Below are 18814 nucleotides of genomic sequence, written 5' to 3'. Positions count from 1 at the left end.
ATGAACAATCTCGCACTCTCCCCGCTGGGCGTCGCCGACAAATCAACCGTCATGAACACGAGGCGCCTGTCTTTTGCCAGGCGCGCTGCGCGCTGGCTGGTGGCGGCCGGTATCGCGGTCGCCATGCTGCCGGCGCTGCCGGCACTTGCCGAAGACACGGCTCCGGCCAAGACCGTCCAGGCCGCCAGCCCGGATAAGGAATTCAAGCTCGACAATCCGCGCATCATCAATCCGGAGCCCGGACGAGCCGTGCCGTTCTTCACCAAGACCGGCGGCCAGCGAAGCTGCGACTATGTCTTCTACACTTTGAGCTTCGGCCTGCGCGGCGCACCGCAAGGCTTCGCCAGCCCGGGGTTTGCGGCTTCGCTGCAGACGGTCCGGCTCGACTTCAAGGACCAGCTCCCGCATGGCTTGCAGATCGTCAACATGCAGGTCTCCGGTGACGGCACCGATGCGTCGGGCGGACCTCTGCCTGGCGCCGTCATCAGCAATTCGGCCGGCCCCAACGACACGGCAACGGTTTCGGATTTCCGGATTTCCGCTTCCGACCTCGACGGCTTGGGCGCACTGGGCGAACGCGTCATCACGTTCCGCATCACCGCCAGGATCGACCACGCGGCGTTCCCCGCGCCGGCGACGGTCGACAATCAGGGCCTGATCAAAGTCACCGTCGGCACCGGCACGGGAACCATTATTCCCTCACAGGATCCGGGCAAGCCGGACGACGGCAATTTTCTCACCGGCGAAAAAACCTCGATCCGGGTCGACCTGACCAAGTGCAATCCGCCACCGCCACCTCCCGGCAAGGAATGCTTCAAGGTGGAGCGCGGCACGGTCGACTGCGTGCCCGGCGGCGGCGCGTTCATCTACCATATGCCTGTCGGTCCCGAGATGGGCGGCAGGTGGGTGCAGCTTTCGACCGCCACGCCAGGCATCACCATCGTCCCCGACACACAGAAGGTGCCGGCCGGCGGCGGTGTGCTGAACTGGAAGATCGTCGGCGCCTCGCCCGGCGACGTCATCCACCTCGTCGTCACCGGCATCGAGACCTATGCCGGGCCGAAAGAGGGTTGGGGGCTCTGCTGCACGCAGACCATCGACATCGTCATCCCGCGCGACCAGAGATGTCCGCCCAAGGACAGGGAACCGGACCTGAAGGTCGAGAAACGCGCCGATGTCACGCGCTGCACGATGGGCGGCGGCTGCGACTTCAGCATCCGGGTCACCAATGTCGGCGACGCGCCCTACAACGGCAAGATCGTGCTCGACGAGGTGACGCTGCCGGCGGGCTCGACGCTCGATTCGGGACCCAATCCGCCCTGGACCTGTGTGCCCGGCGCCACCCCGATGATGTGCACCCATCCGGTGACCACGCTCAATCCGGGGGCTTTCATCGACCTGGAGTTCGGCTTCAAGCCGGCTGGCGGCTGGCAAGGCAGCAGCTTGCGCAACTGTGCCACCTATAACTATGCCGCCAGCGGCAAGCCGCTGTTCGGCAGCCAGGCCAACGACCGTGGCTGCGCCTCGATCCCGATCTGCCGGCGTGGCGATCGCGATCGCGACTGCCGGCCGCCGGTCGAGAAGAAGGCCGACCTGATCCTGAAAAAGCGTGCCCGCGCGGAAGCCTGCACCGCCGATGGCGTGTGCAGCTTCGTCATCGACATCATCAACAACGGCACCTCGACCTATAACGGGCCGCTGACCGTGGTCGACACCTATCCCGGGGGCGCGCCGGCCTCCTCGACCTTTGGCCCGAGCCCACCCTGGACATGCGGTCCGAACGGCCCCGGCCAGTTCCGTTGCGACAATGCCGGCATCTCGCTGCCGCCGGGAGCTTTGACGGCGATCGTCGTCAAGGCGGTGGTGCCGGCCGGCTACCGGTCGGACACGGTCGAGAATTGCGCCGAGGTGAAACCGATCCCCGGCGAAACCGACCTCACCAACAACCGGGCCTGCGCCAAGCAACGCATCCCTCGTCCCAATGGCGGCCAGCCTGTCCTGCGTATCACCAAGACATGCGGCGGTTCGCTGGCGGGTGCCGCTTTCGTCTCCTGCCGCATCACCGTCAGCAATGCCGGCACGGCTGCCCCCACCGGTCCGGTGCGGGTCAACGATGCCGCCACTTTGGTGTCGGGCGGCGCGCCCGTCCAGATCCAGACCGTCACATCAGACGGCGCGGAATGGGCATGCGGGCCGGTTCCGGCCGACACGCTGGCGTGCCAGATTCCAGGCGCCGTCATGACACCCGGAACCAGCAGGCACTTCGACGTGACGGTTTCGGCCAACGGCGAGTTCGAGAATTGCGCGCGAGGCTCCTACGGCCCGGCGCAGGGCGAGGACGTCGTCCATCCGGTCGGCCGGGCCTGCGCCAAGGGCGGCGGGGTCTCGTCCATCCGCGTCGAGAAGACCGGCGACCGCGAGTGCCGGCCCGGAGAACCCTGCTCGTTCGAGATCACCATCACCAACGACGGCCCGGCGGAATTTTCCGGCCCGGTCCGCATCGGCGATGCGATCGGCGTCGAAGGCCTCGGCCGGCTGGAAGGCGTCGCGATCACCTCGATCGAGCCGCCCTTCGGCTGCTCGCCGGAACCGGCGGCCTTGCCTGCATCCTGCATCGCCGACCTGACGCTTGGCGCCGGCGAAAGCCGTGTCCACAAGGTTACCGTGGTCATCCCCGACGACAGCCGCCTGGCCAATCTGCAAGGCAGCGTCAACGGCCAGAACTGCGTCGGCGTGCTTTCTCCCCATACGCGGGTGCAGGGCGGGGGCGATGTGCTTTCCCGCGACCAGGCCAACACCCAAGCCGATCGCGGCAAGGCCTATGCCTGCCATCCCTTCGCCATCAGCCATGAGACGAAGAAGGAATGCTCGGCAGGCTTCGTCATGAACGACGCCGGCCGGTGCGTCTGCCCGCAAGGCACCACCTATCGCAACGGCCAGTGCTCGTCCGGCGGCGTCATCATCCCGCCGAAGGAGCCAAAGCGTTGCGTGCTGCTCGAGGGCCAGGTCCGCACAGAGGATGGACGCTGCGTCTGTCCGCGCGGGACCGAGCTGGAGAATGGCGCCTGCGTCAAGACATCCAGGCCGGGCTGCGCGATACCGGGATCGGTGCCGACATCGGACGGCGATGGCTGCACCTGTCCCAAGGGCACGCATCTCGATCGGGATGCCAACGCCTGCGTACGCGACAGGCCGAAGCCCGAGCAGTGCACCATCCGTGGCCAGGTCCACGGCGCGGACGGCGACTGCGTCTGCCCGAGGGGGACCGAGCTGCGCAATGGAGTGTGCCGGCGCAAGCAGCCCGATGTGGAGCAGTGCGACATTCGCGGCCAGATCCACAACAAGCGCGGCGAGTGTGTCTGTCCGCGTGGAACCCGGGTGATCGACGGCGCATGCCGCCGGTCCAGGCAAGAGAGCGAATGCGCGCCGGGCTCGCAAATGGTCAACGGCCAGTGCCAGCCGATCTTCAGGCGGCGTTGCCCGGAAGGCATGATCGGCCGTTATCCAAACTGCAGGCCGGTGCGCGGGCAGCCCTCGCTGGAACTCAACCCGGGCATGCTGCTGCAGCAGGTTCTGCCACGGCGCAGGCCGCAGTCCGAACAGCAGCAGGATACGGCTCCAAACAGAATCCTGAATCTCCAGCAGCAGTAACCATCGCCTGAAGGCACATCGGAAGCCCCGCCGGAGCAATCCGGCGGGGTTCTTCGTGGCCGGGCAGGCTGAAGCTGCAACACGAAGAGGACGCCGCACTACCCCAGCTGTGGAACCGCCAAGCTCGCACCCTCGACAAGTCAGCGGCTGCGCTTTAGGCAGTGATCAGATGAAAAAGGCGCTCGGAAAGGCCCCGTCATCATGACGAAAAAAACCTTGATCGCACCTTCGGTGCTGGCTTCGGACTTTTCGAAGCTGGGCGACGAGGTCGAAGCCGTTACGGCAGCCGGCGCCGACTGGATCCATCTCGATGTGATGGACGGCCATTTCGTCCCCAACATCACCTTCGGCCCGCCGGTGATCAAGGCGATCCGCGATCGCACCAAGGCTTTCTTCGACTGCCATTTGATGATTGCGCCGGCCGATCCCTATCTGGCCGCCTTCGCCGAGGCCGGTTGCGACGGCATGACGGTGCATGCCGAGGCCGGGCCGCATCTCGACCGCTCGTTGCAGACGATCAGGAATCTCGGCAAGAAGGCCGGCGTTTCGCTCAATCCGGCAACGCCGGAAAGTGCGATCGAATACGTGCTCGACAGGCTCGACCTGATCCTGATCATGACCGTCAACCCGGGTTTCGGGGGCCAGGCCTTCATTCCGGCAATCGTCGACAAGGTGAGGCGGGTCAAGGCGCTGATCGGCGGCCGGCCGATCCGCATCGAGATCGACGGCGGCGTCTCGCCCGAAACCGCGCCGCTGGTGACCGCCGCCGGCGCCGATGTGCTGGTGGCCGGCGCCGCCATCTTCAAGGGCGGCAGCGTGGAAGCGTACCGGGCAAATATAGAGGCGATCAGGACGGCGGCCGACAAGGCAGCCGGCTAAAAGCACCGCACAAGAACCGATGGAGGCCAGGATCTCCCCACGTGGTCAATCCTGGGGACCTGCACTGCGCGCTTCGCTGCGGCTGGCCCCGCGACAAAAGCGATGGGCAGGATAAAAGGCCTGATTCGGTCCCACTGTTCGGTGTCTTTTGCGCGCGACGGAAAAGAGGTTCGCGCGGAGGCACGGAAGAACAGGTGATCCTGCATATAAACACGTTAAATTTCCGCCGGTTGTAGCCGAACACGATTTCGTTCGACCAGATATAGGATCGTGCATATTTCTTTGTTCTAAAGTACAATGACGCGATCTCCCGCTTGAGCGCGTCGAGGCGCGCGCGGTAGGGTACGTGTACGGAAAGGGAACTGTTTCTCGGACTCGAATTGCCCAGGACCAGATTTGGGGACAAGGAGCCGATTTTGACATACGCAGCTGCCAATCTGAATGACGACGGCACAGGCTCGAAGAGTACGCTCGCCAGCACTGTCTATCATCAACTCCGTGCCGATCTTCTGCGGGGCGCCTTTGAAACCGAGAGCAAGCTGCGGGTTGAGTGGGTTGTTTCCAAATATGGCGCCGGCGCTTCCCCGGTTCGTGAGGCTCTCAATCGCCTGGCCTCGGAAGGGCTTCTCGGTCGGCATGACCAGCGAGGCTTCTTCATCATGCCGGTCAGCGCGGCAGAGCTTGAGGAATTGACGCGTACCCGTTGCTGGCTCGAGGAACGGGCGCTTCGCGAATCCATCGCCCACCGCACCGCCGAATGGGAAGAACAGCTGGTTCTGGCGTTGCATCGGTTGGGGCGCACCTCACGTCTCATGCCAACGGATCTGTCCTCGCTCAATCCGGACTGGGAGAGACTGCACCGCACTTTCCACCGTGCGCTGATCTCGGCCTGCCGGTCGCGATGGCTGGTGGGGTTTTGCGACCAGCTTTCCGATCACGCCTACCGCTACCGCCGAATGGCCAGTAACGGCGAAGGCATCCAGCGCGACGATTTTGCAGAGCACCGCCTGATCGCGGAAAATGCGCTGGACGGTAATGCCGACGCCGCGGTCGAAGCCCTGCTCAATCACTATCGCCTGACGGCAGCGATGTGCATGGAGCGCTTCAAGCAGGTCGAAGCATCAGAGCCGGCCAGCGCCAGGGCCGAGCGCACGCCACGTTAGCGCCGCATCGCGCCCCAAGCCTTTGCCGCCCCAGCCTTTTACCGCCAAAGCCTTCCGCTTTCGCCCGGCGACATGATCATGGCCGCCGCGTGGAGCCGCCCTTGCGGGCTTGACGGGTCGGCAAGAACCACCAACAGTCTGGCGCCGTGCAAAGCGGCCGAACCGGAAGACAGGCCCGGCTCCGTCCGATGCATGCCTTTCGCCGCCAGACGCAGGAAGACCTCATGAGCAATCATCTGTTCGACATTTTCCGGTCCCGGATGCCGAAGCCCGGACGCCTGTTGATGCGAACGGATGACGGCCGCGTGCTGACCTATGGCGACATGCTGGCGCGCTCGGCGCAACTGGCGCACGCGCTTTTGCAACTTGGCGTCGAGCCCGGCGACCGGGTCGCGGTGCAGGTCGAGAAGAGCCCGGAAGCTATGCTGCTGTACCTCGCCTGCCTGCGTGCCGGCGCCGTCTTCCTGCCGCTCAACACCGCCTATACGCTGGCCGAACTCGCCTATTTCTTCGGCGACGCCGAGCCCCGGCTGGTCGTCTGCGATCCGGCACGGGCAGCCGACATCGAAGCCCTGGCGCAAAAATGCGGAGCCCTTGCCATCACCCTCGACGGCAAGGGGCAAGGATCGCTGGCGGACCAGGCGTCGCGGCAATCGCCCGACTTTCACGACGTCGCGCGCGGTCCCCACGATCTTGCGGCGATCCTCTACACGTCGGGAACGACCGGCCGCTCGAAAGGGGCCATGCTCAGCCACGAGAACCTCGCCTCGAATGCGCGCGTGCTGGTCGACTATTGGCGCTTCACATCGGACGATGTGCTGATCCACGCACTGCCCATCTTCCACACCCATGGGCTGTTCGTCGCCACCAACGTCATCCTGATGGCCGGCGCCTCGATGCTGTTCGAGCAGAAATTCGACGCAGGGCGCATCGTCTCGCTCTTGCCGGACGCCACGGCGCTGATGGGCGTGCCGACCTTCTATGTCCGGCTCTTGCAGCAGGACGGGTTGACCCGCGAGGCGGCAAGAAACATCCGCCTGTTCGTTTCCGGCTCCGCGCCGCTGCTGGCCGAGACGCACAGGGCCTGGCGCGAGCGCACAGGCCACGCCATTCTCGAGCGCTACGGCATGACCGAGACCAATATGAACACCTCGAACCCCTATGATGGCGAGCGCCGCGCCGGCACCGTCGGCTTTCCCTTGCCCGGCGTGTCGTTGCGCATCGCCGACCCCGACACTGGCAGGCCGCTTGCCCAAAGCGAGGTCGGCATGATCGAGGTCAAGGGGCCGAATGTCTTCTCCGGCTACTGGCGCATGCCGGAAAAGACCAAAGCGGAATTCCGCGACGACGGCTTCTTCATCACAGGCGATCTCGGCATGATCGACCCCGACGGTTATGTCCACATCGTCGGCCGCGGCAAGGACCTGATCATCTCGGGCGGCTACAACATCTATCCCAAGGAGCTCGAGAGCGAGATCGACGCGCTTGACGGCGTCCTGGAAAGTGCCGTCATCGGCGTTGCCCATCCCGATTTCGGCGAAGGCGTGACGGCCGTCGTGGTTCGCTTGCCGGCTTCGACCGTCACCGCTGCCGAGATACTCAATGCCATTGCCGCGCGCGTGGCGAAATACAAGCATCCCAAGCGCGTGGTCTTCGTCGACGAATTGCCGCGCAATACCATGGGCAAGGTGCAGAAGAATCTGCTGCGCGATACCTACAAGGACCTTTTTTCCATAAGCAGTCCCGCCAGCTAAGTCGATCCAGGCAAGGATACCTCATCCCGCTTGTTTGGACGGGGAGCATCGCGACAGTTTCGTGCGGTCGCCTGGGCACTATCGGGGGAACAAGAGACCGACGACATGCTCGGCCAGCGCCAGGCTTGCCGTCAGGCCCGGGCTCTCTATGCCGAACAGGTTGACGATCCGGCCCGCGCCGTGGTCGGCCGGCCCCTGCACCATGAGGTCGGCCGCCGGCTGGTTCGGGCCCGACAGTTTCGGCCTGATCCCGGCATAGGCCGGCAGCAGGGCGCCGTCCCTCAGATCCGGCCAATAGCGCCGGATCTCGTCATAGAAGACCGCGCCGCGGCCGGGATCGACCGCATAGGCCGCCTGGTCGATCCATTCGACGTCGGGGCCGAAGCGGGCGCTGCCGCCGAGGTCGAGTGTCAGGTGCACGCCCAGGCCGCCATTGACCGGCACTGGATAGATCAGCCGCGAGAATGGCGAGCGGCCCGAAAGCGAAAAGTAGTTGCCGCGCGCCAGCCAGAGCGGCGGCACGAGCTCTGGCGGGAACCCTTCGATGCTACCGGCCAGCGCCTGCGCGTCGAGCCCTGCGGCATTTACGAAAGCGCCGGCTTTCAACGCGAACGTCTCGCCGTCGCCATCGCGCGTGGTGATACGAATCCCGTCGGCCTCGACCGTCGCCGCTGCGACGGCGGTCAGGAAGGCGAACGACGCACCGGCCGCCTCCGCGTCGCCGCGCAGCGACAGCATCAGCCCCTGGCTGTCGACGATGCCCGTCGACGGCGACAGCAGCGCCCCGGCGCAGCTCAGCGCCGGTTCGAGGCTTTCTGCTTGCGCGGCGGTCAGCAAATCGAGGTCGTCGACGCCGCATTGTTCCGCATTGGCCCGGATTGCATTGAGCCGAGGCAGCTGGCCCGGTTCGACGGCGACGATCAGCTTGCCGGTGCGTCGATGGCCGATGCCGCGCTCGCGGCAATAGGCATAGAGCCGTTCGCGTCCTTCGACGCAGAAACGCGCCTTCAGGCTTCCGGGCGCGTAATAGAGCCCGGCATGAACGACTTCCGAATTGCGCGAACTGGTGACGGTGCCGATCGAAGCGGCCTTTTCGACCACCAGCACTTCGCGGCCCGACAGGGCGAACGCCCTGGCGATGGCGAGCCCGACGACGCCGGCTCCGGCGACGACGCAATCGACGTCAGGCATTGCCGGCTTTCACCGTTGCCCGCCGGCGCTGGTCGAAAAAACCTTGTCGCCGCCGATCCAGACCCTTTTGATGTCGAGATCGTCCGAAAGCGCAACGATGTCGGCGGCGGTGCCCTTGGCGAAGCGGCCGAGCCGGTGCGACTGGCCGATCGCCTGCGCCGGATAGAGAGAGGCCATGCGCAAGGCCTCGGAAAGCTCCACGCCCACGCTGCGATGGGTGAAACGCACAGCCGAGATCATGTCGAGATCCGCGCCGGCCAGCGTTCCATCGGCAAGCCGCAGGCTGCCGTCCTTGCGGTAGATGGTGCGGCCGTTGAGCGTGAAGGAGGTCATGTCGGTGCCGATCGTCGCCATGGCGTCGGTGACCAGCACGATCCTGCCCGGCCCCTCTTTGGCCCGCAGCGCTATTGCGATGGTGGCGGGATCGACATGGATGCCGTCGGCGATCAGTCCCGCGGACAGGCCGCCGATGTCGATGGCGGCGCCGGCCAGTCCCGGCTCCCGGTTGCCGATCTGGCTCATGGCGTTGAACAGATGCGTGACCACGCTGGCGCCGGCCTCGCTGAATGCTTTGGCCGTGGCGTAGCCGCTGTCGGAATGGCCGAGGCTGACGATGATGCCGGCCTTGGCCAAGGCCGTCACGCGGGTCGCCTCGACGGATTCGGGCGCGATCGTGGTGAGCAGCACCGGGAGCTTGGCTCTCGCCGCGATCAGCATCGCCTCGTCCTTGTCCGTCATCGGCCGGATCAGCGCCGGGTCATGCGCGCCCTTGCGGGCGATCGACAGATGCGGACCTTCCAGATGCAGCCCGAGGAACCCCGGCACTTTCCGCAGTGCCGACGCCTCGCCAGCGGCAATCGCCGCGGCGGTGATATCAGCCGTATCGGTGATCAGCGTCGGCAGCAGCGCCGTGGTGCCGAACGGCGCATGCGCCCGGCAGATGGTCTCGATCGAGGCGACATCGGGGTGATCGTTGAGCATGACGCCGCCGCCGCCATTGACCTGGATGTCGACGAAGCCCGGCGTCAGCATGCCGCCGCCGGTGTCGACGCGGCGCATATCCGCGGCAAGCGCGCCGGTGGGCAGGATGGCCTCGACCAGACCGTCGCGTACGACGAGGGCATGACCGTCATGCCAGTCGTCGCCGTCGAAGATACGGGCGCCAGTCAGGGCGAAACGGTCGCTCATACGGTCTCCGTCACCTTGCGAAGGTTGCGCGGCGTATCCGGGTCGAGGCCGCGGTGGCGCGCAAGGGCCTCGACGAACACGTAGAAGGACACGATCAGCGTCAGCGGATCGGTCAGTGGATGGCCGGTGGCGACATGCGGCAGGCGTGTGGCCTTGTTCGCCAGCATCGAGGTGACGAAGACCGGCGCCCCCTTGGCCGCCAGGCTGTCGGCGGCTTCGGCCACGGACGGTTCGGATGCGTCGCGCGCGGCCAGGGCCAGCACCGGAAAATCGGGGCCGATCAGCGCCAGCGGGCCATGCATGACTTCGGCAGCACTGTAGGCCTCGGCATGCATGCCGCAGGTTTCCTTGAATTTCAGCGCCGCTTCGTTAGCCATCGCCGCGGATGGGCCGCGGCCGAGGATGAACAGCGACTTCTGCTTTTCGATCGTTTCGACGAGCACGCTCATCCAGTCGCAAGCGATCGCCTTGCCGAAATGCTCGGGCAAGCGGGCAAGCGCCTTGAGAAGCGCTTCGTCGCCGGTGGAATGCGCCATCAGAGCAAGGCCGGCGACGGCGGAATTGACGAAGGTCTTGGTCGCCGCGACGCTGCGCTCGGGCCCGGCCAGGATGTCGATCGCATGGTCCGAGGCGCGCGCCAGCGGTGAATCGGCGGTGTTGGTGACGGCGATGGTCAGCGCGCCACCTGCCCGTGCGGTTTCGGCCATGGCGACGATGTCGGGGCTCTTGCCCGACTGCGAGATGGCCAGGCACGCGGAGCCGCCGAGCCTGAGCTTGCGGCCATAGATCGAAGCGATGGAAGGGCCGACCGAAGCCACCGCAAGACCGGCGGTGAGTTCGACCGCGTATTTCATGAAAGTAGCGGCATGGTCGGACGAGCCGCGCGCCACGGTGACGACGAAATGCGGGTCGCGCTCGCGAATGCCGCGGCCGGCTTCGGAAAGTACGGCACCGGAACCGTCGAGCAGGCGGGCGACGGCTTGCGGGATCTCCTCGATCTCGCGCCGCATATGGGTCGGCTCCGTCGATTTGTTCGGCTCGGTCGTCATGGTCGGCCCTCTTCGCTCGGCCCTGTCAGCCGCAGTTCGGCGACGAAATCATAAGCGTCGCCCCTGTAGATGGAGCGGGTGAACTCGATCACCTTGCCGCTCGCCAGATAGGAAATACGCTCGATGTGCAGGCCGGCAATGCCCGGCGGCACTTCGAGCAGGCGCGCGTCGCCGTCGCCGAGATTGGCGGCCGAGATGCGCTGCACCGCGCGCACCGGCCTGTTGCCGGTCAATTCCAGGGCTGCGTAGAGCGAGGAGCCAATTCCAGCGGGGTCCGGCAGCACGCTGGCCGACAGCGAGGCGCGCTCGATCGCCAGCGGCGTGTCGTTGGCTATGCGCAGGCGCGCCACGCGCGCCACCAATTCGTTCGACGACAGGCCAAGCACCATCATCTCGTCGGGCGAGGGCGCGTAAAGGCCGCGGTCGAGCCAGGCCGAGCGCACAACCATGCCGCGCCGCGCCATGTCCTCGGTGAAGGAGGTCAGCCGCGACAGCGACTGCTCGACCCGCTCCATGCGCGGCGCCACGAAGGTGCCGGAGCCGTGGCGCTGGACCAGGATGCCGCCCTTGACGAGGTCCTGCACCGCCTTACGCACGGTGACACGCGAAATATCGGCCTTGATGGCGATGTCGCGCTCGGAAGGAAGCGCGTCGCCGGGCCCGATCAGACCGCGATTGACGGCATCCTCAATGCTTTTGCGCAGTTGCAGGTAGAGCGGCGCACCGCTTTGCGAGGACTGTTTCAGCGCGGCGAAGATCTGGTCGGCGGCGTCGCTCATCGAGCCGCTCCCCTCGGCGCGAACAGGCGGACCGCCATCTGCACGGCGCCGCCGAGCGCATCGTCGAGCGGCTCCCGAAGCAGCGCCCGGTAGCGTGCCGACAGGCGCGGCGCGTAGAGCGGCGCCAGCCCGCCGAGCAGGCAGAGCGGCGCGTCATCCGCCAACTCCAGCGCGCCAAGCGAGGCCTCGACATCGGCGACGGCCTTGTCGAGGATCCAGTTGGCGACCGCGTCGCCTTTTTCGGCATGTTCGAACACTTTGGGGGCGAAGCCGCCGAAATCGCCGGGCTTGGCATTGGTGGTGAATTCGACCACATCCTCCGGATTGTCGCGGAACACGGCCATCATGCTATCGGTCAGCGCCGAACGCGCGCGCACGCCATCATGGGCAAGCAGGGTCTGTTCGAGCAGGTCGCGGCCGATGCGGGCGCCGCTGCCCTGGTCGCCGACCTGGAAGCCCCAGCCGCCGATGGCACGCGACTTGCCGTTCTTGCGCGCCATGTAGGCGGTGCCGGTGCCGAGGATCGCCATGGCGCCGTCGCCGGAACCGACCGCGCCCTCCAGCGCGATTTCGGCATCGGTTTCGACGCGGCTGGTGCTGAACGGCAGGATCGCCTCGAGCTGCTGCCGGTAGGTGCCGACATTGGCGCCGGCGAGGCCGAGAATGGCCGGTGTTTGCGGGATCAGGTCCGGATCCTGGCCAGCCGCGACAAAGGCTTGCCGCGCCGCCTCGACGATGTTCGACCGGGCGCCGGTCAGGTCGGTGCGGATGTTGGCGGCGCCGCTTTTGGCGCGGCCGAGCACCGTGCCGTCCGCCATTGCCAGGGCCGCCCTGCAACTGGTGCCGCCGCCATCGATGCCAAGCACGAATTTCACGTGATTTCTCCTCCAGGCCGATAATACCAATAAAATACCAATAGCCAAGGGTTAATTTCCGCTGCAAAAAAGATTAGAGCGTATTTCACTGAAAAACTTGGCCATTTACCTGCGCCAGCGATTTCAATGCGGCGAATTCGTTAATGCGTGTGGACAAGTGGTATTTTTTTGGTATTGTTTTCCGAATTGGAGGAATTGGGATGGCCGAAACGCGCACCGAAGCGCTGCACAGGAATGCTGAGGGGCTGGATATCCAGGCTCCCGAAGCGATCCTTGCTTCGCTGGCCGATGCGCAGGTCGAGGCGGCGAAGATTGTGCGCAACGCCATTCCCTCCATCGCCGAAGCGGCCGAGATCATCACCGGTAGCCTGAAGGGCGGCGGCAAGCTCGCCTATGCCGCGGCCGGCAGCTCCGGCCTGATGGCGCTTGCCGATGCGCTGGAACTGCCTGGCACCTTCGGCATCCGTCGCGACCGCATCGCCATCCTGATCGCCGGCGGCGATGAGGCCTTCAGAACGCTGGCCGGCGGCCCCGAAGACGATAAAGAGGAGGCCGCGACAGCGGTCGCCAACGCCGGCATTGGCAAGGGCGACTGCCTGATCGCAATCTCGGCCAGTGGTACGACGCCCTATGCACTGCGGGCGATCGAGGAAGCCGCCCGTCGCGGTGCGGCCACCATCGGCATCGCCAACAACCGGGACTCGGCTCTGCTGCGTCTGTCTGGAACCGCCATCCTGCTCGAAACGCCGCCGGAAGTGATCGCCGGCTCGACGCGCATGGGCGCCGGCACGGCCCAGAAGATCGCCCTCAATATGCTGTCGACGCTCGCCGCCATCCATCTCGGCCATGTCCATGACGGCTACATGGTCAATCTCATGGCCGACAACAGCAAGCTGCGCGACCGCGCGGCGCGGATCGTCGCGGCCATCAGCGGCGGCAGCCGCGACGACGCGGCCCGCCTGCTCGAAAAGAGCGGCGGTGCGGTCAAGACCGCCATTCTGCTTGCCGCCGGCGCCGACAGCGCCGACACGGCGCAGAAGATACTGGAAGAGGCCGGCCAGAAGCTGCGGCCGGCCCTTTCCGCGCTGGGGCATGATCCCGAAAAGTGGAGACCGCTTTTCGGAAAAGATCGTGCTCGAACAAAGAAATAGAGCCTGTTTCATCCCGGTGTCCATCGGGGTGAAACAGGCTTGCGAGGGGAGCAAGGGGCGCAACGCCTCTGTTCTCATCAAAACCGAACCTGAAAAAGGTCAACAGGGAGACTGAGCATGACAACGAAACTACTGACGGCACTGCTTCTGGGCACCAGCATTCTCGGCTCCGCCGGGGTGGCTTACGCCGAGGACGTAACGCTCAACATCGAAAGCTGGCGCGGCGACGACCTTGCCATCTGGAAGGACAAGCTGATCCCGGCTTTCGAAGCCAAGAACCCCGGCATCAAGGTGGTGTTCGCGCCCTCGGCGCCGACCGAATATGACGCGGCTCTCGGCGCCAAGCTCGCCGCCGGTTCGGCGGGCGACCTGATCACCTGCCGCCCGTTCGACAAGTCGCTCGAGCTGTTCAAGAAGGGCAATCTCGCGGACCTCTCCTCGCTGCCGGGCATGGACAACTTCTCGCCGGTGGCCAAGTCCGCCTGGCAGACCGACGACGGCAAGGCGACCTTCTGCGTGCCGATGGCGTCGGTCATCCATGGCTTCATCTACAACAAGGACGCCTTCGACAAGCTCGGCATCAAGGTGCCGGAGACCCGTGACGAGTTCTTCGCCGCGCTCGACAAGATCAAGGCCGACGGCACTTACATCCCGATGGCGATGGGCACCAAGGATCTCTGGGAAGCCGCGACCATGGGCTACCAGAACATCGGCCCCAACTACTGGAAGGGCGAGGAAGGCCGCGCGGCCCTCATCAAGGGCGAGCAGAAGCTGACCGACAAGGACTGGGTCGCGCCCTATGAGGAACTGGCCAAGTGGAAGCCCTATCTCGGCGACGGCTTCGAGGCGCAGACCTATCCGGACAGCCAGAACCTGTTCACGCTCGGCCGCGCCGCCATCTACCCGGCCGGCTCGTGGGAAATCGGCCTGTTCAACACCCAGGCCCAGTTCAAGATGGGCGCCTTCCCGCCGCCGGTCGAGAAGGCCGGCGATACCTGCTACATCTCCGACCATACCGACATCGGCATGGGCCTGAACGCGGGCTCAAAGCATGCGGACGCCGCCAAGACCTTCTTGTCCTGGGTAGCCTCGCCGGATTTCGCCACCATCTACGCCAACGCGCTGCCGGGCTTCTTCAGCCTGAACTCCTCGCCGGTGAAGATGGAAGACCCGCTGGCGCAGGAATTCGTCTCCTGGCGCGGCAAGTGCAAGTCGACGATCCGCTCGACCTACCAGATCCTGTCGCGCGGCACGCCGAACCTCGAGAACGAGACCTGGGTCGAATCGGCCAATGTCATCAACGGCACCGATACGCCGGAAGCTGCTGCCAAGAAGCTGCAGGACGGCCTCGACAGCTGGTACAAGCCCGCCAAGTAAGGCTCTGGCAATGAGCTGGGCCTTCCAAGTGGACGGCCCAGCGTTTTTCGATAGCATCGACTGCGAAGGACGGCGCCGCCCCTTATCCGCCTGCCGGCACCTTCTCCCCGTACAGTCACGGTGAGAAAGGGAGTTGCCGCAACGCTGGCGACCTCCTCTCTCCGTTCTTCACCGGGAGAGGGTAAGGATGAGGGGCACCGCTGTTGTCGAAAGCATTTTCCCAGACCTGATCGGTGGGGACCGAACTCATGGCCGCAGATATCAGACCGAAAAGACCGTTCCGCTGGCATATCGCCGTCTTCCTGGCGCCGGCGGTGCTCGTCTACACGGCGATCATGATTCTGCCGCTCGCCGGCACTTTGCAGCTGTCGCTGTTCCGCAACATCGAGCAATCCCAGGTCTTCGTCGGGCTGGCAAACTTCCGCACCCTGTTCGGCGATCCCAACTGGTCGGTGAATTTCTGGAATGCGCTGCGCAACAATGTCTGGTTCTTCATCATCCACATGCTGGTGCAGAACCCGATCGGCGTACTGTTGGCCGCACTTCTGTCCAGCCCCAGGCTGCGCTTTTCGGCTTTCTACCGCACGGCGATCTTCGTGCCGACCATCCTGTCCTTCGTCATCGTCGGCTTCGCCTGGAAGCTGATCCTGTCGCCGCTATGGGGCGTGGCACCGCACATGATGGACCTGGTCGGCCTTAAAAGCCTGTTCACGCCATGGCTCGGCAAGGAGCAGTATGCGCTGACCGCGCTTAGCCTGGTCTCGGTGTGGCAGTTCGTCGGCATCCCCATGATGCTGATCTACGCCGCGCTGCTGTCGATCCCCAATGAGGTCATAGAGGCGGCGGAATGCGATGGCATCACCGGCCTGTCGCAGTTCTGGAAGATCAAGCTGCCGCTGATCCTGCCCTCGATCGGCATCATCTCGATCCTGACCTTCGTCGGCAATTTCAACGCCTTCGACCTGATCTACACCGCGCAGGGCGCGCTCGCCGGGCCGAATTATTCGACCGACATTCTCGGCACCTTCCTCTACCGCGCATTCTTCGGCTTCCAGCTGCAGGTCGGCGATCCCAACATGGGCGCGACCATCGCCACGATCATGTTCCTGATCATCCTCGGCGGTGTCTGCGTCTACCTCTTCCTCATCCAGACGCGCCTGCGTCGATATCAGTTTTAGGGGGCGATATGTCGAGCTTGAGCACCCCCCTCTGTCCTGCGGGACATCTCCCCCGCAAGGGGGGAGATCAGCTGTTGTCACGGCCTTCGCCAGCCACCAGCGATGCAGGAGATGTGTCGGCGCCAAAGCTGCCAATCTCCCCCCTTGCGGGGGAGATGGCCGGCAGGCCAGAGGGGGGTGGCTGGGTGCTGTTCCTCGGCAAAGTAGCTCCTCAGGAGACCATCCAATGAGCACCGCCACCCGTTCGCTGCCCCGCACGATCGGCGCCCATGCGGTCCTGTTGACCTACACGGCGATCGCGCTGTTCCCGGTGATCCTTGTCATCATGAATTCGTTCAAATCCCGCGCCGGCATTTTCGGCGCGCCCTTGACGCCGCCGACGCCAAAGACCTTCGACCTGATCGGCTACACCACGGTGATCGGCCAGGGCGACTTCATCCACTACTTCCAGAACAGCCTCGTCGTCACGGTCGCCTCGCTGTTCTTCGTGCTGCTGTTCGGCGCCATGGCGGCATTCGCCCTGTCGGAATACCGTTTTCGCGGCAATACGCTGATGGGCCTCTATCTGGCGCTGGGCATCATGATCCCGATCCGGCTGGCCACCGTCGCCATCCTGCAATTGATGGTGGCGAGCGGGCTGGTCAACACGCTGACGGCGCTGATCCTGGTCTACACCGCGCAAGGCCTGCCGCTGGCTGTCTTCATCCTTTCGGAATTCATGAAGCAGGTGTCCGACGACCTGAAGAACGCCGGCCGCATCGACGGCCTGTCGGAATATACCATCTTCTTCCGGCTGGTGCTGCCGCTGGTGCGGCCATCGATGGCGACAGTCGCCGTCTTCACCATGATCCCGATCTGGAACGATCTGTGGTTCCCGCTGATCCTGGCGCCGTCGGAAGAGACCAAGACTGTGACCCTCGGCGCGCAGCTCTTCCTCGGCCAGTTCGTCACCAACTGGAACGCCATCCTGGCCGCGCTCTCGCTGGCGATCATGCCGGTGCTGATCCTCTACGTCATCTTCTCGCGGCAGCTGATCCGCGGCATCACGTCAGGAGCGGTCAAGTGAGCGGACAAATCTCTGTTGGAGCCTTCACCCCACCCGGCGCTTCGCGCCGACCTCCCCATCAAGGGGAGGTAGAAGGTCACGGCTTCATTCACGACGGCCAAGGGACACGTTTCGGAGAAGCCTCTTTGAGCGTGGCGGCGTTCACGCCGACGTCCTACCTCCCCTCGATGGGGAGGTCGGCGCGTAGCGCCGGGTGGGGTGACACCCTCTCAAGAGAAATCAGGATATCTGGAGCGGCTCCGTGAACTCTGAATCCCCCCTTCGCGTCGTCGTCGCCGGCCTCGGCAATATGGGCCGCAGCCATGCGCTCGCCTATCACACCAATCCGGGCTTCGAGATCGCCGCGTTGATCAACCGCTCCGACGTGCCGCTGCCGGATGGGCTGTCGGGCTACGGCATCAGGCGCTCCTTCGACGATGCGCTGCGCGACGAAAAGCCCGATGTCGCCTGCATCGCCACTTACTCCGACAGCCATGCCGACTATGCGGTGAGGGCGTTCGAGGCCGGCTGCCATGTCTTCGTCGAAAAGCCCCTGGCGACGACGGTGGCTGACGCCAGTCGCGTCGTCGCAGCCGCCAAGGCCAATGGCAGGAAACTGGTGATCGGCTACATACTGCGCCACCACCCGTCTTGGATCAGGCTGATCGCCGAGGCGCGCAAGCTCGGCGGCCCTTATGTCTTCCGCATGAACCTCAACCAGCAGTCCTCCGGCCATACCTGGGAGACGCACAAGCAGTTGATGCGCACGACCTCGCCGATCGTCGACTGCGGCGTGCATTATCTCGACGTCATGCTGCAGATCACCGACGCCAGACCGGTCGAGGTGCGCGGCATGGGCGTGCGGCTGACCGACGAGGTGGCGCCCACGATGTACAATTACGGCCACCTCCAGGTGCTGTTCGATGACGGCTCGGTCGGCTGGTACGAGGCCGGCTGGGGACCGATGATTTCGGAGACCGCTTTCTTCGTCAAAGATGTCATCTCGCCGAAGGGCTGCGTGTCGATCGTCATGAAGGAAGGCGTTAAGTCCGACGACATCGACACCCACACCAAGACGTCGACCATCCGCCTGCACAGTGCGGAAACCGGCGCGGACGGCAAGTTCGCCAAGCCGGACGAGATGCTGTCGATGGAGGGCGAACCCGGCCACCAGGATCTCTGCGATCTCGAACAGGCTTTTGTCCTCAAGGCGATCCGCGAGGATATCGATCTCACCCGCCATATGGAGGACGCAGTGAAATCGCTCGCCGTCTGCCTTGCCGCCGACGAGAGCGTGCGCAGCGGGAAGGCGGTGCGATTGTGAAAAGGGAGCTAGCGGCAGGGGTTGCGGTCTACGGCGCCCCCCTCTGGCCTGCCGGCCATCTCCCCCTCAAGGAGGGAGATCAGCTGTCGGCATGGCCTTCGCCAATCACAAACGTCAAAAAGAGTGTGTCAGCGTCAAAGCTGCCAATCTTCCCCCTTGAGGGGGAGATGTCCGGCAGGACAGAGGGGGGTGCCCTGGCGCCCACTTATC

Annotated in this window: 14 protein-coding genes; 9 read left to right on the top strand and 5 right to left on the bottom strand. The window is 64.9% G+C overall.

The window, feature by feature from the left end; genetic code table 11:
• The 4 genes from FJ443_RS01540 to FJ443_RS01525 all read left to right on the top strand — a co-directional run bounded on the left by FJ443_RS01540 (position 1) and on the right by FJ443_RS01525 (position 7447).
• Positions 1-3651, top strand: coding sequence for a hypothetical protein (locus FJ443_RS01540; protein WP_140662510.1), 3651 nt, complete (start codon positions 1-3; stop codon positions 3649-3651).
• A gap of 201 nt (positions 3652-3852) precedes the next feature.
• On the top strand, positions 3853-4530 hold the full coding sequence (rpe, locus tag FJ443_RS01535) for a ribulose-phosphate 3-epimerase (RefSeq protein WP_140491619.1): 678 nt from the start codon (positions 3853-3855) through the stop codon (positions 4528-4530).
• Between the two features lie 416 nt (positions 4531-4946).
• Complete coding sequence (locus FJ443_RS01530; protein ID WP_140514205.1) at positions 4947-5693, top strand: GntR family transcriptional regulator; 747 nt, start codon at positions 4947-4949, stop codon at positions 5691-5693.
• Between the two features lie 224 nt (positions 5694-5917).
• A complete protein-coding gene (locus tag FJ443_RS01525) occupies positions 5918-7447 on the top strand; it encodes a malonyl-CoA synthase (RefSeq protein WP_140662508.1) in 1530 nt (509 codons plus the stop codon).
• Positions 7448-7525: 78 nt separating this feature from the next.
• On the opposite strand, the gene FJ443_RS01520 is transcribed toward FJ443_RS01525, so the two are convergent.
• From FJ443_RS01520 to FJ443_RS01500, 5 genes are read right to left on the bottom strand one after another with little or no spacing between them, the layout of a single operon-like run.
• On the bottom strand, positions 7526-8638 hold the full coding sequence (locus tag FJ443_RS01520) for an NAD(P)/FAD-dependent oxidoreductase (protein WP_140662506.1): 1113 nt from the start codon (positions 8636-8638) through the stop codon (positions 7526-7528).
• 9 nt (positions 8639-8647) lie between these two features.
• Positions 8648-9826, bottom strand: a complete 1179-nt coding sequence (nagA, locus tag FJ443_RS01515) for an N-acetylglucosamine-6-phosphate deacetylase (protein WP_140559106.1) — start codon at positions 9824-9826, stop codon at positions 8648-8650.
• Positions 9823-10875, bottom strand: a complete 1053-nt coding sequence (locus FJ443_RS01510) for an SIS domain-containing protein (protein WP_140491611.1) — start codon at positions 10873-10875, stop codon at positions 9823-9825. The genes nagA and FJ443_RS01510 overlap by 4 nt, the downstream gene beginning before the upstream one ends.
• Positions 10872-11654, bottom strand: a complete 783-nt coding sequence (locus tag FJ443_RS01505) for a GntR family transcriptional regulator (protein WP_140491609.1) — start codon at positions 11652-11654, stop codon at positions 10872-10874. Before FJ443_RS01505 ends, FJ443_RS01510 begins: the two co-directional genes overlap by 4 nt.
• A complete protein-coding gene (locus FJ443_RS01500; RefSeq protein WP_140625256.1) occupies positions 11651-12529 on the bottom strand; it encodes an N-acetylglucosamine kinase in 879 nt (292 codons plus the stop codon). Before FJ443_RS01500 ends, FJ443_RS01505 begins: the two co-directional genes overlap by 4 nt.
• Positions 12530-12729: 200 nt before the next feature.
• Here FJ443_RS01500 and FJ443_RS01495 point away from each other — a divergent pair, with 200 nt between their 5' ends.
• From FJ443_RS01495 to FJ443_RS01470, 5 genes are all read left to right on the top strand, one after another.
• Entirely contained in the window at positions 12730-13680 is a 951-nt protein-coding gene (locus tag FJ443_RS01495; protein WP_140625255.1) for an N-acetylmuramic acid 6-phosphate etherase, read from the top strand.
• A 117-nt stretch (positions 13681-13797) separates the two neighbouring features.
• The gene (locus FJ443_RS01490; protein WP_140491603.1) at positions 13798-15057 is read left to right on the top strand and encodes an ABC transporter substrate-binding protein; all 1260 of its coding nucleotides are present in this window, start codon (positions 13798-13800) and stop codon (positions 15055-15057) included.
• A gap of 248 nt (positions 15058-15305) precedes the next feature.
• A complete protein-coding gene (locus FJ443_RS01485; RefSeq protein ID WP_140662504.1) occupies positions 15306-16235 on the top strand; it encodes a sugar ABC transporter permease in 930 nt (309 codons plus the stop codon).
• A gap of 226 nt (positions 16236-16461) precedes the next feature.
• Entirely contained in the window at positions 16462-17301 is an 840-nt protein-coding gene (locus FJ443_RS01475; protein ID WP_140551691.1) for a carbohydrate ABC transporter permease, read from the top strand.
• A 241-nt stretch (positions 17302-17542) separates the two neighbouring features.
• Positions 17543-18604 (top strand): Gfo/Idh/MocA family oxidoreductase, encoded by a 1062-nt coding sequence (locus FJ443_RS01470; protein WP_140662502.1) that lies wholly within the window; start codon positions 17543-17545, stop codon positions 18602-18604.
• Positions 18605-18814 lie beyond the last annotated feature (210 nt).

It is taken from the genome of Mesorhizobium sp. B2-6-1 (assembly GCF_006440475.1).
In the GTDB taxonomy this organism is placed as follows: Bacteria; Pseudomonadota; Alphaproteobacteria; order Rhizobiales; family Rhizobiaceae; genus Mesorhizobium.
The sequence above is the reverse complement of the archived record's forward strand: the minus strand, read 5'-3'. Positions and strand labels throughout refer to the sequence as shown.